The organism is Pseudoalteromonas sp. AS84 (assembly GCF_038900255.1).
In the GTDB taxonomy this organism is placed as follows: domain Bacteria; phylum Pseudomonadota; class Gammaproteobacteria; order Enterobacterales; family Alteromonadaceae; genus Pseudoalteromonas.
Genome location: NZ_JBBMQY010000006.1, coordinates 201,501 through 217,368 on the forward strand (window position 1 = coordinate 201,501; position 15,868 = coordinate 217,368).

12 protein-coding genes and 1 rRNA gene are annotated in these 15,868 nt (G+C 37.9%); 7 read left to right on the forward strand and 6 right to left on the reverse strand.

Going from position 1 to position 15,868, the window contains the following annotated elements; genetic code table 11:
* Positions 1-455 precede the first annotated feature (455 nt).
* From WNY79_RS08975 to WNY79_RS09005, 7 genes are all read left to right on the forward strand, one after another.
* Positions 456-2,126 carry a phosphoethanolamine--lipid A transferase gene (locus WNY79_RS08975; protein WP_342875685.1) on the forward strand — a complete coding sequence of 557 codons (1,671 nt, stop codon included), beginning with the start codon at positions 456-458 and terminating at the stop codon, positions 2,124-2,126.
* Positions 2,123-2,494: a diacylglycerol kinase gene (locus WNY79_RS08980; RefSeq protein ID WP_294120974.1), complete on the forward strand. Its 372-nt coding sequence runs from the start codon at positions 2,123-2,125 to the stop codon at positions 2,492-2,494. The genes WNY79_RS08975 and WNY79_RS08980 overlap by 4 nt, the downstream gene beginning before the upstream one ends.
* Positions 2,485-4,464 carry an LTA synthase family protein gene (locus WNY79_RS08985; protein ID WP_076925338.1) on the forward strand — a complete coding sequence of 660 codons (1,980 nt, stop codon included), beginning with the start codon at positions 2,485-2,487 and terminating at the stop codon, positions 4,462-4,464. The genes WNY79_RS08980 and WNY79_RS08985 overlap by 10 nt, the downstream gene beginning before the upstream one ends.
* 63 nt (positions 4,465-4,527) lie before the next feature.
* Positions 4,528-5,202, forward strand: coding sequence for a response regulator transcription factor (locus WNY79_RS08990; protein WP_076925337.1), 675 nt, complete (start codon positions 4,528-4,530; stop codon positions 5,200-5,202).
* Positions 5,183-6,619, forward strand: coding sequence for a HAMP domain-containing sensor histidine kinase (locus WNY79_RS08995; RefSeq protein WP_076925336.1), 1,437 nt, complete (start codon positions 5,183-5,185; stop codon positions 6,617-6,619). Before WNY79_RS08990 ends, WNY79_RS08995 begins: the two co-directional genes overlap by 20 nt.
* A 49-nt stretch (positions 6,620-6,668) precedes the next feature.
* Positions 6,669-7,547, forward strand: a complete 879-nt coding sequence (locus WNY79_RS09000; RefSeq protein ID WP_024600390.1) for a TraB/GumN family protein — start codon at positions 6,669-6,671, stop codon at positions 7,545-7,547.
* A 68-nt stretch (positions 7,548-7,615) separates the two neighbouring features.
* On the forward strand, positions 7,616-7,807 hold the full coding sequence (locus tag WNY79_RS09005) for a hypothetical protein (RefSeq protein WP_182779468.1): 192 nt from the start codon (positions 7,616-7,618) through the stop codon (positions 7,805-7,807).
* Here the strand turns inward: WNY79_RS09005 and WNY79_RS09010 are convergent.
* The 6 genes from WNY79_RS09010 to rrf all read right to left on the reverse strand — a co-directional run bounded on the left by WNY79_RS09010 (position 7,797) and on the right by rrf (position 15,666).
* The gene (locus WNY79_RS09010) at positions 7,797-9,209 is read right to left on the reverse strand and encodes an ATP-binding cassette domain-containing protein (protein ID WP_342875686.1); all 1,413 of its coding nucleotides are present in this window, start codon (positions 9,207-9,209) and stop codon (positions 7,797-7,799) included. The two genes, WNY79_RS09005 and WNY79_RS09010, sit on opposite strands and share 11 nt — an antisense overlap.
* A gap of 345 nt (positions 9,210-9,554) precedes the next feature.
* Entirely contained in the window at positions 9,555-11,282 is a 1,728-nt protein-coding gene (locus WNY79_RS09015) for a response regulator (protein WP_342875687.1), read from the reverse strand.
* Between the two features lie 127 nt (positions 11,283-11,409).
* Positions 11,410-13,743 carry a fatty acid cis/trans isomerase gene (locus WNY79_RS09020; RefSeq protein ID WP_342875688.1) on the reverse strand — a complete coding sequence of 778 codons (2,334 nt, stop codon included), beginning with the start codon at positions 13,741-13,743 and terminating at the stop codon, positions 11,410-11,412.
* Complete coding sequence (locus WNY79_RS09025) at positions 13,740-14,102, reverse strand: hypothetical protein (protein WP_024600386.1); 363 nt, start codon at positions 14,100-14,102, stop codon at positions 13,740-13,742. The genes WNY79_RS09020 and WNY79_RS09025 overlap by 4 nt, the downstream gene beginning before the upstream one ends.
* An 86-nt stretch (positions 14,103-14,188) precedes the next feature.
* Positions 14,189-14,983 (reverse strand): VOC family protein, encoded by a 795-nt coding sequence (locus WNY79_RS09030; protein WP_342875689.1) that lies wholly within the window; start codon positions 14,981-14,983, stop codon positions 14,189-14,191.
* A gap of 568 nt (positions 14,984-15,551) precedes the next feature.
* Positions 15,552-15,666, reverse strand: a 5S ribosomal RNA gene (rrf, locus tag WNY79_RS09035).
* Between the last annotated feature and the right edge of the window lie 202 nt (positions 15,667-15,868).

The window sequence follows — 15,868 nt, forward strand, 5'->3', positions numbered from 1 at the left end:
GGGCTCTTTAATGCTTAAGTTTTTAAAGCACTACGAAGCCCTCGCGGGAATAATCACCACGATAATAATCAGGACTAGGTTAAGTGCGTTTGTAAGCATGTAATTAATACCAAATTTTGTTCAATTATCGCGAAGGTTATTCCTTCGCTCTCTTTTTATATTAGTACCGCGCTAGGCCCTTTAAGTCAACACCAAAGTTAATCTAACAAAAAGACTAAAACACAATTTATCAGGTTTTAAAATTCACTATATAGGTTAGTAGTGGTTTTTTTATGCTCTAATTTTAATCTCAGAAATTCACTATTCTTATATCCCTTATTTAAGGTTTGATTAATTTTTGAGAATGTTTTTATAAATAAAATTATTTATCACCTTCAGGTAATGCGTAGGTTCTCTTAAGCGACTCTTAAGTGTTGTTGCATAGCATAGCGTTGTTATTTTAAACGAGCCTAAATATGAACGTAATTAGTCAAACACCAGCACAAAAAAAACCAAACCGTAGCAAACGGTTTTACATTCACTGTAGTGCAAATGCCTTTGTAGTGATGATTGCCTGTTATTACTGTTTAGTTATAAACATTCCTTTTATTCAAGGTTCGTTTAGCGCCATAACCTCTCTTGCATCTTTTTCATGGATATTTTTACTTTCAGTCCCGCTACTTTTGTTATGCCTTTTAATTATTTTCTTTTCGATAGTGTCGGTTAGGTGGTTACTAAAACCAATTAACTACCTTTTACTGATAATTTCGAGTGCCGTGCTTTACGGCTCATTAAATTACGGCGTCGTGTTTGACTATTCGATGATTCAAAACACGTTCGAAACAGACTCAAGTGAAGCGCTGAGCTATTTAAATCCGCAGCTCATAGGCTTTCTACTGCTGTTTTGTGCGCTACCTGTTTTTATATTAAGCAAAGTAAAAATACACTTTACCCGCCCTCACCAAGAAGCGATTAGTCGTATAAAACTTATTGTAGCGTGCTGCTCACTAATTGCTTTAGTGGTCGTAAACTTTTACGCCGACTACGCAGCCACTGGCCGCAATAACCGCATTTTAAAAAAAGAACTCATCCCATTTCAGTATCTCTCTAGCGGTTATAAATATATGCGCGATCAGCTGCTGTATACCAATATGGAATTTAAAAATATAGATGCAACACCCACTCTTACTGCGCCTAACACCACCAGCGTAACAGTTATGGTTGTTGGTGAAACCGCACGAGCAGAAAACTTTGCTTATCAAGGTTATGGGCGCAACACCAACCCTTATACACAAAAGCATAATGTGACGTATTTTAATAATGTGGTGTCTTGTGGCACCGCTACTGCAGTGTCTGTGCCGTGTATGTTTTCACTGCAAACACAAGATAACTTTGATCGATTAGCAGCCGACAACCAACAAAACCTGATTGACTTAGCACAACAAGCTGGCAGTGACGTACTGTGGGTTGATAACAACAGCGGCTGTAAAAACGTATGCACCCGTGTTGTTAATATTGATATACCAACCACCCCATCAGCGCTTTGCGATGGGAAATATTGTTTTGATGAAGCACTGCTTGCTCCGCTTAAGCGCAAACTCGCTAATTTAAGCCAAGCTAATACCGTTATCGTCCTACACATGATGGGCTCACACGGACCAACCTACTTTAAACGCTACCCAAATAAATTTAAGCAATTTACGCCCACGTGCGACAGAAGCGACATTCAAAACTGCTCACTCGATGAATTAGTTAATACCTACGACAACACAATTGCGTACAGCGACTTTGTTAACGCCCAGGTAATTGAGCAATTAAAAGCGCTGCCAAGCAATATAGATAAGCAGTTTTTATATGTCTCTGATCATGGTGAATCACTTGGCGAAGCTGGGGCTTATTTACATGGTTTTCCGTATAGCTTTGCACCTAGCACACAAACGCATGTTCCTCTTTATATGTGGGCTGATGAGCATAATCAGCGCATTACCAATACCTGCTTGGCTAATTTAGACACCACTGCTGCACGCTCACACAACAATATTTTTCACACCCTTTTAAATTTAATTGGCATTAAAAGTAAAACGTATCAGGCATCACTTGATTTACTTGCTAGCTGCCAAACAACACCAAGCAAAATAAAACTATGAGCAATAAAACCGTTATAAAACGCCAAGGCTTAATGCGCCTTATTTTTACCTTAAGTCATTCTTTTAACGGCTTAAAATGGATGAGTCAATTTGAAGCAGCGTTTCAACAAGAGCTAGCACTGTTTTCGTTACTCGGTGTGTTTGTGTGGCTACAAGAGATTGCACTAAGCGATAAATTACTGCTTATAGCCAGCCTGCTTTTTGTATTGTTTGCTGAGCTGGTAAATACGGCAGTTGAGGTTGTAGTTGATAGAATTGGCAGTGAATACCATGAGCTTTCGGGGCTAGCTAAAGATATTGCCTCTGCAAGCGTGTTTATAGCCATGCTAATTGCCGCACTTATTTGGTGGGCTGTGTTATGGGCATAAAGCTAACTTTTATACCTAAAATAACGAGGCTAATATTTAAAGTAATACCTAAAATACAAAATGCACTTGGCCCTGTATGGATTTTAGTTGTATTTGCTGTTTTAGCACTTAGCTTTTTAACACTTGCTCGCTTTGGTTTAAGTGTATGGCAAGGGGAGCGTGTATTTGGATCGCATGCGTGGGTGTCTATATTTATAGGTGGTTTAAGAGTTGATATAGCCACTCTAAGCTACATTATTATGCCCGCATTACTACTTACTTTACTGATGCAAAGCGTAGGTTGGCAAAATAAAGTACGCGGCCTCATTAAAATTTATTTAGTGACGATGTCTGCTTTACTTGTTTTTTTTGAAGTGATTACGCCTACGTTTATAAACGAGTACGATTTACGCCCAAACCGCTTATTTATAGAATATTTAATTTATCCTAAAGAAGTCTCAAAAATGATTTTTTCAGGCTATAAGTTAGAAGTATTTATTGCTGTTATAACACTTATTTTAAGCTGTAAATTTGCAAGTAAAGTATTTAGTAATCAATGGCAAAGCAAGTCATCACTAACAGGCTTAAACCAATCAATTTTAGCGCTCGTTTTAGTATGCTTAACTATTTTGGGCGCCCGCAACTCATTAGGGCACAGACCACTTAACCCCGCCATGGTCTCGTTTTCTACTGATCACTTACTTAACGACTTAACCCTTAACTCACTTTATAGCGTCGCGTTTGCAGTTAAGCAACTTTCTAATGAGCAATCAAGCCAAGACTATTACGGTAAAATGCCCACCGATGAATTGCTTAGTATTGTGCGTAGTAACATGCAAAATACGCAAGCCGCATTTAGTGATGTAACTGCCCCTACAAAAACGTTTCATGGCGCAAGTAATACAGGTAAACCCAAAAATTTAGTCATTATTTTACAAGAAAGTTTAGGTGCTCGTTATGTAGGCACGCTTGGCGGTTTACCACTTACACCTAATATAGACGCCCTTTATAAACAAGGCTGGGGGTTTGATAATTTATACGCTACGGGTACACGCTCTGTTCGTGGGATTGAGGCGGTAATTACAGGGTTTACACCAACGCCTTCGCGTGCGGTTGTTAAGCTTGATAAATCACAACGCGACTTTTTTACCATTGCTGATTTTTTAGCGAAGCAAAATTACAACACGCAGTTTATTTATGGCGGCGAAAGCCATTTTGATAACATGCGAAGCTTCTTTTTAGGCAACGGTTTTAAAAGTATTGTAGATACAAATAACTTTAAAAAAATAGACTTTAATGGCTCGTGGGGCGCATCAGACGAAGACTTGTACGACCAAGCCGACATAGAACTTACTAAGCTTAAAAAACAAAATAAACCCTTTTTCAGCCTTATATTTTCAAGCTCTAATCATAGCCCGTATGACTTTCCTGACGATAAAATAACGCTGTACGATAAACAAAAACAAACCCGTAATAATGCTGCCAAGTATGCCGATTATGCACTAGGCACGTTTATCGAAAAAGCTAAAAAATCGAGCTACTGGGATGATACTGTATTTATAGTTATTGCCGATCACGACTCGCGCGTATCTGGGGCGAGTTTAGTACCGGTTGATCACTTTAAAATCCCGGCCGTTATTTTTGGTAAAGGTATTACCCATAAACGAGATAGCCAACTAGCCAGTCAGCTCGATATTCCTGTTACTCTACTGTCTTTAATTGGCGCAAGTGGTAAGCACCCTATGATAGGTCATGATTTATCAAAGCCAATTAGCGGCAACAAACAACGCGCAATGATGCAATACGACAAAAACTTTGCCTACATGCACGATAATAAAGTAGTGGTGTTACAACCACAAAAACCAGCAACCACCTATACGTATAGCAATAACCAGCTTGTGCCATGTGAAAACGATGAGCAACTAGTTAAAAAAGCCCTAGCTCACGCGAACTTTGGTAATTTAGCTTATACAAATGGTTGGTACCATTAAGAAAGTGACTTGATAATAAAGCCTTGTTAAAGTAACAAGGCTATTTTTATAAACCGAGTAAACATGAAAATCCTCGTTATTGAAGACTCTGAAGCATTAAGACGCAGCTTGCAAGTTGGCCTTAGCAACCTTGGTTTTACCGTAGATGAAACTAGTGATGGCTCAGAAGGGTTGAGTATGGCACTGAGTGGAAACTACGACCTCCTCGTACTTGATTTAATGCTACCGAGCGTTGATGGCATGAGTATTTTACAAGCACTGCGCAGCAGTAATAGCCAAAGCCGTGTGCTAATTTTATCGGCACGAAGTGAGCCTCAAGATAAAATTAACGGCCTTATGAAAGGCGCTGACGATTATTTAACTAAGCCATTTTCGTTTGAAGAACTCCATGCTCGTGTCCTTGCATTACTTCGTCGCGGTTCACTGCAAAACCAACAAAATACCCTTACCGTAGGTGATTGCGTATTAGATCTGTCACTTAAAACTCTTCACTACAAGCAACATGCCATTGAGCTCACGCGTAATGAATACAAAATAATAGAATGCTTATTTAACGCCCCAGAGCGAGTATTAGGGCTCGAGCTTATAAGTGAGGCCGTGGTAGGTCAGTTTGATATGCTCTCTAAAAATGCGCTTGAAGCACACATCTCAACCATACGTAAAAAAGTAAGACAGATTGATGGCGAACTCCCGATAAAAAACAAACGTGGATTTGGTTATGTCGCAACAACAAAATAAAAGTCACTCAATAAAGCGTAAACTCGTTAATAATATTAGCGCTGTGATCTCAGTTATTTTATTCACCATATTTTTAACCGTTGATTTAAGTGTTGATACTTGGGTGGAAGATCAGTTTAATCAATCTCTAACTAACAAAGCTAACTACTTAAAAACCTTAGTTGAAGATGACAACAACGTGGTTGAATTTGATTTTGCTGGTGAGTTTATGTCGGAGTATGAAGCAGCCGATGCCACGGAGTTTTACCAGTTATGGCATGGCAGTGATGTGTTTGAGCGCTCGGACTCATTAGAGCTTTATGAAAATGCTAACCTGCCTTTTTTAGAAATGCCGATAAACGAATCTAAAATTATAGATTACGAGCTTCCTAACGGGCGTGATGGCCGCGCACTTATAAGTCACTTTGTAGCCCAAAAAGACGATAGAAACCCTACTCATTCTGCTGTTTTTAATACCATGACTCTTGCGATTGCAGCGCCCACCGCCGAACTTAATAAAGTATTGATTATTATTGATCTGGTTTTTATTTTAACCTGTGTGCTTGGTGTGTTTGGTGTGCGCTATTTAGTGACACGTATTGTAAATAAAGGCCTACACCCGCTACACAACTTAAACGACCAAATTAAGTTACTCGATATTACCGGTGTTGCGCAAACAATAGAAAGCGACTTTAAAGTAGAAGAAATAGAACCTATACGTAACGAGCTAAATAAGTTTATTACCGTTAATCAGCAACTCTATAGTAATGAAAAACGCCTAACAAGCGACATTGCACACGAGCTTAAAACCCCAATAGCTGAACTAATAAGCCTCTCAGAGGTGGCTATTCGCTACCCTGACGATAAACGCATTAGCGACACCTATACCAGTGATGTGCTTAATATTTCACAGCGTATGAAAACGATTGTTAGCAACCTATTACTGTTGCAGCGCTCAAGTAGCAGTGCAATGCAATTAAATGCACAAAATATCATTCTAAATAACCTAGTAAATCAAATTGTTGATGAGCTGACCTTTAAGCACCTAAGTATTAAAGCGCGTTTAAATAATGAGATAACTGACGAGTTTACACTTAATGCTGACGAATTTAGTTTAAATACCATTTTATGTAACTTAATCGATAACGCACTATTTTATGGACTCTCTGAGGCACCAATTAAATTAACTGCCGTAAATAACAGCACAAACATGACCATCTCTGTTAGTAACAAAGTAAATAAACCACTAAGTAGTGAACAGCTCACTGCTATTTTTGACCCGCTCTATCAGCTAGATTCATCTAGAACTAATAACCAGCGCCATGGTTTAGGATTATCAATTGTACAGAGCTTATGTAACTTAAATGGCTTTACTATTACGGCCAGTAATACCGAAAGCAATACGCTAACGTTTATATTAACGTTACCTCTGAAGTAAATTTAGGTTAGTATTTACACTACTAATTTTGAGATTTTAAGGACAAACCATGAATGCTCTTATCCGTGTTAGCCACTTTTTTATTGTGGCATTACTTATAACATTTAGCCTTAACAGCTATGCAGCTCCTGCTTTATATAAAATAGAAAAAAATGGCGTCAGCTCTTACTTGTTTGGCACTGTACACGTTGGTGATGCCAGCATGAAAGGCTTACCTAAAAATGTAACCGATGCAATTAGTGCAAGCAAAGAAGTGATTGTTGAAGTTGATATAAGCAAACTTACTCCCCTTGAGATGCAGCAGCGCTCAATGCCATTTATGATGCTAAGTGACGGTAAAACGTTGCAAACTGAGCTTTCAAAACAAAATTATACCAAGTTAAAAGATTACTTTGCTAAAAAGTCGATTGATATTGCTATGTTTAATGGCTTAAAGCCTTGGGCTGTTATGGTGACTATGATGCAAATTGAATTTCAAAATGCAGGTTATTCGGATAAAACCGGCATAGATAAGCAAGTGCTTAGTTATGCTAAAGAGCATAATATTAAAATTGGCGAGCTTGAAACCCTAGAGCAACAACTACAAATGTTTGATGGTATGGCACTATTAAGCAATGAAATGATTGAAGAAACCTTTGAGCAACTCGCCGATATTAATACTTACTTTATCAAGTTAGTTAATGCGTGGAAAAGCGGTGACATGGACACACTAACCGATTACTACAACATGAGTTTTGATGACAGTAATTACGGTGAAATTAGCGAGCAAGTAATGCTAACTAACCGCAATAATAATTGGGTTAAACAACTCACACCGCGCTTAGCAAACGAGCAGCTATTTATTGCTGTAGGCGCCCTGCATTTACCTGAAAAACACGGGTTACTTAAACAACTTCGAGATAAAGGCTTTAGCGTTACTCGTCTTTAGAATTAATGGCCCCAATAGAGCTTACGTAAACAAACTCGCTAAGTAAGCTCATAATGTTCAGGTAAATTATGAAACGTTTTCAATTTGAGATTTTATTTTTTCTCACGATGCTTTTTATCAATGGAATATATTACTACCAAGAGGGGCATTTTAAACCAAGTGGTGGGTTAATCCTTGCCTCTATTTTTATTGCAATTGAAATTGTTATTTATTTAATACAAAGCATTAATAAAAAATATAAAAAACGAACTAACACCTAAAGTCTTCCATTTTTAAGTAGCTCTCTATCCCTTTAATTTTGTCTGCCGCATGATGATTTACATAAATCACAGTACTTGTGTTGGCAGTACAAATTTTCTCTATTAGTAGCAGTACACGCTGCCTGTTTGCTTCATCTAAGCCTAAGCAGGGTTCATCTAAAATAAGTAACGTTGGGTGCTTTACCATAGCTCGCACAATTAATAACATACGCTGATCGCCGTACGAAAGCTGGGTGAATGAGGTGTTTTGTTTATCACTTAAACCAATAAATGCCAGCCACTGCTGAGCAATATTAATTTGTGCGTCGCTCGGTTTTTGATATAAACCTATGCTGTCGTAAAATCCTGAAATAACAGTATTTAAAGCCGATATACTTACGCGGTAATCCATATGTAGCGCGTTAGATATAAAACCAATATGCTGTTTTATATCCCAAATACTCTCCCCTGTTCCACGTTTAAAACCGAACACTTCAATGTCATTGTTATAACACTGTGGGTTATCACCTGTTACTAAATTTAATAAGCATGTTTTACCTGAACCGTTCGCTCCACTGAGCTGCCAATGCTGATGCTTTTTTATAGTCCAATTGAGATTTTTGAATATGCTTACATCACTATAACTAACTTTAGCATTACTCAATTTAACTAAGGTATTACCGGTGAATGCCTTTTGCTCTTGCTCGGCGTCAGGAGGAGGCACATCCAATGAAGTATGTTCTAAATGAAGTAGTTTTAGTAAATCACTCAATTGCTCCTTGTCTGGCTTTGCCAAAGTATGTAACAAGCAACCTTGGTTTACATAGCCATAGTGAGTAATGAATGAAGGGATTTCGTCTAAGCGGTTTAGTACAAAAACAAAAGTAATTGTTTGGCTAAGTTCTATGAGTATTTTATTAAGTTGCTGGCAAGATTGTACGTCGAGTCCATGAAATGGCTCATCAAGCACGACTAACTCACTATGGGAGCTGAGTGCTTTTATAAGTAGGAGTTTACGAGTTTCACCCGTTGAAAGGTCTCTAAAATGCCTATTTAGTAATGAGCTAAATTTAAATAATTCTATTAGCTGCGCTAATAACTCATCATTATTACTATGCCCTGTAAAAATAAGGTCTTTAACGAGGCTGTGCTTTCCATGCTCTAATTCTTGAGCTAGTAACTGTTTATGCGAATCAGAAGACACGAGCATAAGCTTATTAATACTACTTATACGCTTACCAGTTTCGCACTTAGCCTCACCAACTAATGCAGCTGTCAGGGCAGATTTACCCGCTCCATTAGCGCCTAAAAGTAACCAATGTTCTCCTAGGTTCACTTGCCAATCTAGGTTGCATATAGCGTAACGGCTTTTACCTTGCCCTTGTAAATAACCATTGAATTGCTCAAGCGTAATTGACTGCACTAACTTTTCCTAATAAACCTTAAAACAGCAAGTTAACGTATATTAAAAGTGCTTAGCAAGCTTGTTATCTGCAAAATTAATTTATTTCACTAGGGCGTATTGATCTTTGTGGATTGAAATTTGTTCAATCTAGGGGCGATTAAATCGCGGCGCGAGGTTTGTAACCTAGTGGGCTAAGTCAAAACCGAGTAACAAAGAGTTAATCGTCCCTAGAAAGAACCCAATGGGCAGCGCATGTTTGGTATTTATGCTGCGTTATCGCCTATTTATGGGGAATAACCACGCTACATAGGCTCTGCCTTGCCTAAAAACCAAACAGTCTGCTGCAAATTCAACTACCAAAGATCAACACGCCCTAGCAACGCTAATACTATTTAATGCATCTTCAATTGCTTGTTTATTTATTGGTTTATGAATATGAAGGTTAGCCCCGTATTTATAAACTCGCTCCATATCCTTTTGTGAGGTATTTGCTGTTATAACAATAATTGGCGTTACCTTATTAAGTTCAGAGCGTATTTTTTTAATCGCCTCAAACCCATCCATTACTGGCATATTTAAGTCCATAAAAATAATATCGTAGTGATTTTTACATACCATATCGCACGCCACTTGGCCATTTTCAGCGCAATCATAGGTTAAATTTAACAAAGTAAGTATTCTGGTCAATAACATGGTATTTAATGGGTTATCTTCTACAACTAAACATTTTAGTTTGTCATTTATTTTACGAGATTCTGGGAGATCTTTACTGACGATTATTGGTAAACTCAACGATACCAACGCTCCATGGACTTCATTATTTTTAAAAGTAATTTCGCCGTGCAAAGCTTTTACAACATACTGAACCCGAGTCAGGCCTGTTCTTAACCCTTGGAAGTGGTTTGTTTGTTTAAATGAATCAAATTCAAGCTCAGTAATCTCTTTCGAAAAACCACAGCCAGTATCACTTACCGTTACACACAGCTCGTCATTAAATAGCTTAGCAGATACAGTAATTTTACCTTCAGTCGTAAACTTAATAGCGTTACTAATTAACTCTGTTAATGTGTGCTGAAACCGTTGATGATCCAATTTACAGACAAAATTTAACGACTCATCTAAATAACTTACTAGTTTAAGACCTTTTTGCTGACAAGCATGCTCGTAAGCCATTAGTACTTTATTACACGACTCTAGAAGGTTTTCATCATTTAAATGCGGTACCCACTTACCAGCGCTTAAAGCCTGCAAGTCTTGTAATTCATCTAATATAGCTATTAACCTAAGCGCGCAATAGTTAGCTTGGGTTTTAACGCTTTGCTGTTTATCAGAAACCTCTAATTCCTCAATAGACGTAATAAGTCCCTGTAAAGGTGTTCTAAATTCGTGACTAGCTCTGGCAATAAAATGCTCTTTATTTTGACTTGTTTGATAAACAAAATCTTTTTGTTTTTGTAGCTCTAAAAGCGTGTCTGAAACCTCTTTTTCCATTGGTATAAAAACAAATCTTAACTCAATAAGTAATAATGTCATTGCCAATAACCAACATAGTATCTCTAGGTTGGCGACCCAATTTACTTTTTTAACAGCTTGAGATTCCAATAAGCTCACTGCCTTATCAAGCTTTGTTAATAACGTTTCAACATGCTCTATTGAAAATAGAGACTGGTTTACCTCACCTTTTTGATACAAAAGCCTTTCAGTTTGTTCTACATATTCTAATACGGTCTTATCCAAGCCAGTAGTTGCACCAAAATATAAATCCACTAATGCTGAATCTAAATAAATGTATTCACCATCAGAATTTTTTGTTAATAATGTTTGGTGGGATTTTTTAAATGTATTGAGAGATTTCTCAAGCGATTCAGTATGAAGTGGTGAGTAATTACTAATGTTGAGTATGGCATTGCTATGCCACGCTATTTTTTGCGACAGCATTCTTTGCTTACCAGCAATATTAATAACTTTTGCATCGTACTTTTGAACGGAGAAGCTATATTGTAACAATAGAGCAGAACCACTGATTAGAAGAGCAATAGTCAATAACGCCCATCGATATCGCTTTCTAACACTTTTAATAATATCGAACATGCAACAGCCTGTTTTTTATTTAAGTGTAGACTAATTTTATAAAACAAAAAATCAGTCAGAGTAATTATGTTTTTAAGTTAATAAACAATAAAAAGCCCAGCAAAAACTGGGCATATTAAGGTAGGCGTTAACGGTTCTCTAATCGATTATAGTCAAACATTCCATATTCTATACCTCGATATTGTTTAGCCGTTTCGTGCAATATATCGCTGTATTGCCAAAACTGTGGGTGAGTGCGGCGAATACCATATTTACTTTTTAAAGCGCGATAATCAGCTTCAATTTGCATCATTGGTAATTGCTCAGCAAAAGCATTCACTTGTTGCTCGTTATTTAAATACCAAATAGCTGCTGGGTAATCACCGATAAAGCCAGGAACAATAGTCGCGGTATCTTCATCATAAGCACGTTGGCCATCTTCATTTAACAAACTAGATATATTGTAGTGCGCGTTATGATGGATAATGGTGTAAGCCTTATGACTATTATCGGCTTGCTTAACTAATACAAAAGACAATTGTGGTAATAAATTGATCGCTTTTGCTGGCATGTTATTTATTATACTTAACTCTTTAGAAACTTTAGTATAATCATATTGCTCACTTAATACAGGCGCTAAGGCTTCTTTCATCAAGGTATATAGCTCATGCTGTGGATCATCAGTTTCATAGTTAATACCACTTGGCTGGCTAAATTCACGATTGCTTTTAAAGAACTTAGATAAGTCAGGTGGTGAATTACGGTACCACTGCTTTTTAATTTGATTACGCTTGTGCTCAGGTAATAGAGCTAAAAAGTTTTGCTCTCCCTCTAAACGTAAAAAGTCCATATACAAACGTGTAACTAATTGATGGCCTATATTTCCGTATACATCAAAGCCTGCCACAAGCAAATAATGAATACGTTCGAATAACGCATAATCAAGTATCCAAGTGGTTTTAGGCTCTTGACCAATAAAGCCTTTAACAACGGTTGCACTATCAAAATGGCGGAAAATAGTCAGCGCAGCATTTTTATTATGCCCATCACCTTTCCAAAGCAAGTCAGTTGTAAGGTGCTCGCCACCTTTAAACATTTCGTTAGCAAGCTCAACTTTTGCCTGTAAATATTTTTTCTCACGAACTGAGTATTTAACCCAGCTAGAAATAGGTAACGCATTACTTTCCTCTGCGGCAGGAAGTTCTAGAGCTTCCTCATGTTGCATTAGCATTTCACCTACAGCAGGAGTCGCAACCTTATCAGGATCAGCAAATGCCACCCAAAAGTGATCATTTATAACATTTAAAGCAATCTGACCACGACAAACAGGTCCTTTTATAAAGCCCATAATAATTAACTCTGCTTCATCAAGCATAAACTGATATTTAGACTTAATAGGGATCACTTCGAAGGTTTTAAAAGGATTAGAAGCCGACTCTGCTTTATAGCTAGGCATTTGCGTGACAGTATAATCTGGCGCAATAAACTGCTCGTATAAACGCAGTAACTTAGCTTCATTAAGCTCAAGCGGTAAATGCGTTTTAGAAAGTATTGTTGTACGCTCTTGCATAAAGCGATAATAAACACGGCTAACTTTAGGATCGTCATATGGACGACGCGTATTTATTAACTTTATTGTCTCACCAGGAGGTGTACTCGAGCGAACGAGTTTAAAAAAGCTTTGTGGGTTCTCTGATGTAAAATAAATATGAGCTAAAAACCAATGCTCATAAATATAACGTGCTGATAACTGATACTTTAAATTATCTTGATTTAAAAAGGCCTCCCAGCCCTTTATTTTATTCTGATCATATTCACTTGGAGGCTTAACGTGTGACATTTTACCGCCACTTTTAAGCCAGTTCTGCAAATGATTAAACTCTTCGCGCGAAACCCCAGGTAAGCCATAAGGCATACCACCATGAGGTTGCTCGTCAGCTAATCGGTCAAACTCTCCCATTGTCGCACAGGTTTGCGAACGCCCTAATGAAAAATCAAATTCATCATCTAAAACCTCATTAGCTGGTAATTCATAACTTTGCTTTAGCACTAAACTATTAAATAAAACGCTACCCGCTAAGTTAGCTTCTTCACTTTGCACGCGCTCATTTAGCACTGGGGTAAAGTTTTTTTCTCGCCATTGCTGTGTATTGGTTGCATCAAACAATAGACGGCTTGGGGTCGTTGCCAATAAACGAGTTCCATCGTAAACAAGCTCTTTACTCAAACCTCGATCAATACCTTCAGGGGATGAGAGCTTAAGCTGGCAAGGTGCGTCATAACAACCATGGCAGACGACGCAGCGGGTATCGAGTACTGGTTTTACATTTTGTAAAAAATCAGCTCCAGCAAGAGTAGAATGTGGAACGATACGTTCTTGCGCTTGTTCAGGTCCAAATAAATCATCGTAATGCGCATTACCTAGGTAAGCACAACCACTAAGGATAATTAATACAAATGTACTTATTATTATTTTTTTCATTCGTCCTCGTCACCTAAATCAAAGGTGGGCATCATATCCATTTGAGGAGAAACGAATGTTTTCTGACCTTCAGTATTTAAAACAATACTTAAAAGAGGTCCATGCGTTAATGTTATCTGCGCATCATGCTCTTGCTCTAATATACTTAAATACAGAGAATCCGTTATAAGCAATTCATAACCACTAACGGTAATAGCTACACTGCTATCTTCACTTGGATTTTGGCAAATTTGAGCAAGTAACTCATCATCAAGTCCAATTGATATTTCAAAATCAGGCTGCTCTAAATCTCTAGAGCTTAATGATTCATCTAATAGAAATAAAGGAAGGGTTAAATTGCTATCTTGTTCAAATTCCATTGCGTTCTCTGCACTTTCTGACGATTTAATTGGCGCGTATTATAGCAAACTAACGAGTAAATTAACGCTAAAGCTAATGTAGTTGTTTAAACGTCATCCATAACAGATTCGATCACCGAAAATACAGCACCTTGAGGGTCGCATATAACACTAAAACGACCAACATCGGGGATATCTGTTGCAGGAACACATACTTGCCCACCTAAGCTAGCGGCTTTATTTACTGCTGTATCGCAGCTCTCTACTGCAAAATAAATCATCCAATGAGCAGGAATATCTTCGGGCCACTCATTTGTCATTTCAAGCATGCCAGCAATTGGCTGTCCATCCACTAAGAATAAAGTGTAGTCCATACCTTCCATTGGTTTTATTTCACTTTCCCAGCCTAGTAAAGTACAGTAAAAGTCTCTACTTACTTTACTATCTCTGGTTGCTAACTCATGCCAATAAGATGTATTTAATTCACCTAAGTGCTTACAACCTTTATGCTCATTGCCTTGCCATAACGCTACAGTTGCACCTACAGAATCTTTTAGCATCAACATTCGGCCTGCATTCATAACATCATGAGGACCTGCAATAACTTCAGCACCCAGTTCTTTTGCTTTTAGCGCACAGTCATCAACATTATCGACGGCAATGTAAGCCAACCAATGACTTGGGATCCCTGCACTAATTTGCTCTTTAGGCATTTCATACATAGCGGCTATATCATCACCTTGCTTTTGTAGCATGGTGTAGTATATGTTTTCTCCAATAGGTTGATCGTCATATCCCCAATCAAATAATGATGTATAAAACGCCTTACCATCTTTCCAATTGTGCGTACAAAGTTCTGACCAACAAAAAATACCATGCGGATGATTATCAATTTCACTCATTATTAAACCCTTATTATTCTAATTTTATCTAAACGAGCTCTGTCACATTTTATAAACTACATAATTGAACAGATCATAAATTGAGATTAGAGCAATAACTAAGCGGAGTCGATAAAAGAAGGGCAAAAAATTCGTTATTCAGTTGTTTCATACATGAGGTTTTTAACGTATTTAGCGTCAGGTTTAAACCCTCAAATTGATTAAATATTATTGCTGATTGATATAAATGATTTACTAAGAAGTTCTTCGTTCTAGAGGAATCCCTGAATCAATTTTTTGCAGACGTAAAAAAGCCCGACTCTTTCGAATCGAGCTTACTACAATTTGAGGTCGGTGCGCTACGCAGTAGGATGTCATGGTGCCCACCGCAGTAAAAAGTCACAGTGAAATGCTACATACTTATCGGCGTGCAGAGATATTGAGGGCTTTTGGTGTGATTCTAGCATCGGAAGTCGCTTCGCTCGCCCTACGTGATAGGTGTTGATGTGAGTGTTAACTGCGCGCATTTCACTTTTCTGCAGACGTAAAAAAGCCCGAATCGTTAGATTCGGGCTTTCTACAATTTGAAGCCTGGTAATGTCCTACTTTCACATAGCAAATGCTACACTATCATCGGCGCTGTTTCGTTTCACTACTGAGTTCGGCATGGGATCAGGTGGGTCCAAAACGCTATTGTCACCAAGCAAATTTGGTTGTCAGTTCGTATCGCTACGCACTAACTGAATTTGGAAAATATCTGATAATATTTTTTAAGTCTTTCTTTAAGTAATATCTACTTTAGTCATATTAACTTCTGTCTAAACTGTCGCATAAAACGCGTTTGGCGTTGTATGGTTAAGCCTCACGGGTAATTAGTACAAGTTAGCTTAATGGCTCACACCACTT

What these genes read in the sequence shown, in the direction of transcription:
- WNY79_RS08975 (WP_342875685.1), top strand. Translation starts at nt 456, where the DNA reads ATGAACGTAATTAGTCAAACACCAGCACAAAAAAAACCAAACCGTAGC.
- WNY79_RS08980 (WP_294120974.1), top strand. Translation starts at nt 2,123, where the DNA reads ATGAGCAATAAAACCGTTATAAAACGCCAAGGCTTAATGCGCCTTATT.
- WNY79_RS08985 (WP_076925338.1), top strand. Translation starts at nt 2,485, where the DNA reads ATGGGCATAAAGCTAACTTTTATACCTAAAATAACGAGGCTAATATTT.
- WNY79_RS08990 (WP_076925337.1), top strand. Translation starts at nt 4,528, where the DNA reads ATGAAAATCCTCGTTATTGAAGACTCTGAAGCATTAAGACGCAGCTTG.
- WNY79_RS08995 (WP_076925336.1), top strand. Translation starts at nt 5,183, where the DNA reads ATGTCGCAACAACAAAATAAAAGTCACTCAATAAAGCGTAAACTCGTT.
- WNY79_RS09000 (WP_024600390.1), top strand. Translation starts at nt 6,669, where the DNA reads ATGAATGCTCTTATCCGTGTTAGCCACTTTTTTATTGTGGCATTACTT.
- WNY79_RS09005 (WP_182779468.1), top strand. Translation starts at nt 7,616, where the DNA reads ATGAAACGTTTTCAATTTGAGATTTTATTTTTTCTCACGATGCTTTTT.
- WNY79_RS09015 (WP_342875687.1), bottom strand. Translation starts at nt 11,282, where the DNA reads ATGTTCGATATTATTAAAAGTGTTAGAAAGCGATATCGATGGGCGTTA.
- WNY79_RS09020 (WP_342875688.1), bottom strand. Translation starts at nt 13,743, where the DNA reads ATGAAAAAAATAATAATAAGTACATTTGTATTAATTATCCTTAGTGGT.
- WNY79_RS09025 (WP_024600386.1), bottom strand. Translation starts at nt 14,102, where the DNA reads ATGGAATTTGAACAAGATAGCAATTTAACCCTTCCTTTATTTCTATTA.
- WNY79_RS09030 (WP_342875689.1), bottom strand. Translation starts at nt 14,983, where the DNA reads ATGAGTGAAATTGATAATCATCCGCATGGTATTTTTTGTTGGTCAGAA.